We start from the raw sequence: 2,254 nt of genomic DNA, 5'->3' as shown, positions 1-2,254 counted from the left end.
TTTCTCATTTCTTCAGTACTTCGAATGATTAATAATCCTTCCGCAAAAACCAGATATCCAAATCTCGAAATGGCATGGAAGGCATGGAGAAAATCGCAAGGAAGAGTGATGCAAGGGCTCATAAACCGACGCAATGCGGAGTGGAGAATCTACTCTGAAGGCGTTTATGAGCGGTGGTAACAATTAATAACTACGCAGTGAGGATAAATTGAAAACATTAAACAACGGCATTACTCAACATGATCTAGTCCCGAACACACCCGGCAGCGCTGGTATCGACCTGCGGGCGGTTGATATTGATGGAATGCCGGACGGCGACTTTGTTATTCCGCTGAACGAGACGCGACTGGTGAGGACCGGTATTGCGATTCATCTTGATAACCCAGGGTATGCGGCTATGCTGTTGCCACGGTCCTGTATGGGGCATAAGCATGGAACAGTGCTTGGTAATCTGGTTGGCTTCAGTGATTTTGATTGCCAGAGCGAATTGTTGGCTTCAATGTGAAATAGAAGTGGCAAGGTATTCGAGATCAAGCATCTTAACCGTATCGCGCAAATGATCATCGTGCCGATCGTTACAGCCAGAGTTCGATTTCGTTGATAGTTTTGGGTGTCAGAACGAGGTATGGGCGGCCTTGGATTTACTGATACAAAAAGTGAGTTATTTGTCGAATTATTTTACACTTTACCCCGATTGGTTAAACGCCAAAAATCTAACGTATTAACCCGATTATAATTATTCCATCTGGTACAGAAATAGCTTATATTAGAAGTTGATACAAACAACAAAAACCAGGGAGTAATAACATGAAACACGTAACCTTGAAGGTGCTGTGCGCGATCGTTTTCTTATTCAGTTTCGTGTCAGCTTCGAACGCCGCATTAATCGCAAGGGGTTTTGATATGGTTTATATTACCGATCTTGATATAACCATACTATCAAGTGCTAATGCTGGAGCTGGTTCAAGTTTTGACGACGGATTTAACCATACTGATGGCCGCATGACGTGGGATAACGCGAACGCATGGGCGGCAAGCCTTGACGTTAGGGGCGTCACCGGGTGGAGATTGCCAACGGCTTTGAATGCTGACGGCTCAGGTCCTTGCATTGGTTACAGTTGCATAAGCGAACTGGGTTACTTGTTCTACAACGAATTAGGCGGCACGGCTGGCGGTAGCATACATTCAAGTGGAGATCCTGATTTATCGTTATTCTCGTTTATTCAGAACGGGAATTACTGGACCGGAACTGAAGACACGGCAAGCGCAGCTTGGTCGTTTTTCTTCACCTTCGGTTATCAGGATGTTTCATTCAAAACCAACGAACAATTCGCCTGGGCGGTTTACGATGGGGATGCCGGTGATATAGCCATCCTGCCAGAGCCTGGAATACTTGCGCTATTGTCTCTCGGTCTGTTGGGGATGGTAAGCGCTAATCGCTCAAGCCGCCAGTAACAACATGCGCAATCCTGCGGTCCTTTACATCCTGCCCGACTTCGTTCGAGTTGATGACAATAGGCTGCTGATTGCGTTTTCCTGAGCCAGACGCAAGCTGTTCGGATATTGACGGTGCGTCGGGTATTTTGTGTTGTATTGCCGGTATTTTTGGCGCAGCTGGTGTCGGTGCTGATACGGTCTGCGCTCTGGTGATGTTTGGTGTCTGCAGTGATGCCATGTAGCTGGCGTATTTGGTGACCACGTCAGATAGACCGTTAAGGCCACCATTTATGCCTCTTCTAACTCCTTTGGTATTTCCAGCTCTTGCCATATCCCCCAGATTGTTCTTTTGCCAGTACCAGGTAGCGATTTTGGCGGCCATTTCTGGTTTTGAGGCAAGTTCAGGGTGTTTTACAAGGTCAATACCGAGTGCTTTGCTGGCCGCTTCGTAGTTGTTGCGACCAGTAAGCTGTATATGCCCGCGTCCACGGAATTTATACGCATCGCCCGGATTGACGTTACCCATACGACCGCCGTACATGATCTCTGCTACGGCTTCAGGTCCTTGTGCCATGGCTTGTTCTATTGCCGTGCGACCTTTGCTTTTGGCGGTTTTGCTGACTTCCATAATCCTGTCTGCGCTTCGGTAATTGAAGCTTTCATCCATGCGCGTGAATCCGGCTGATTCGTGCGACATTTGCGCCATGAACATAGCGCGTTCCTTTGGATCTGTTATGCCTGCCCGGTCCATTTGACGTATTAGGGCGTCTTCATTTCTTGAAGCGGAACCGGATAATTTTGATCCTGCCTTGTTGGT

General features: G+C 47.5%; 4 protein-coding genes. 3 read left to right on the top strand and 1 reads right to left on the bottom strand.

Annotated features, from left to right (window positions below; translation table 11 throughout):
• The 3 genes from BMX44_RS17145 to BMX44_RS16300 form a co-directional block, all read left to right on the top strand.
• The coding region (locus BMX44_RS17145; protein WP_218144007.1) for a glycoside hydrolase family protein at window positions 1-180 on the top strand (180 nt) is incomplete at its 5' end.
• Window positions 181-208: 28 nt separating this feature from the next.
• Window positions 209-505, top strand: coding sequence for a dCTP deaminase/dUTPase family protein (locus tag BMX44_RS16305; protein ID WP_143056989.1), 297 nt, complete (start codon window positions 209-211; stop codon window positions 503-505).
• 302 nt (window positions 506-807) lie between these two features.
• Window positions 808-1,455 (top strand): PEP-CTERM sorting domain-containing protein, encoded by a 648-nt coding sequence (locus BMX44_RS16300; protein ID WP_090634989.1) that lies wholly within the window; start codon window positions 808-810, stop codon window positions 1,453-1,455.
• Here BMX44_RS16300 and BMX44_RS16295 read toward each other — a convergent pair.
• The coding region (locus BMX44_RS16295) for a glycoside hydrolase family 19 protein (RefSeq protein ID WP_218144006.1) at window positions 1,433-2,254 on the bottom strand (822 nt) is incomplete at its 5' end. The two genes, BMX44_RS16300 and BMX44_RS16295, sit on opposite strands and share 23 nt — an antisense overlap.

Origin of the sequence: Nitrosomonas marina (assembly GCF_900110145.1) — a bacterium.
In the GTDB taxonomy this organism is placed as follows: Bacteria; Pseudomonadota; Gammaproteobacteria; order Burkholderiales; family Nitrosomonadaceae; genus Nitrosomonas; species Nitrosomonas marina.
The sequence above is the reverse complement of the archived record's forward strand: the minus strand, read 5'-3'. Positions and strand labels throughout refer to the sequence as shown.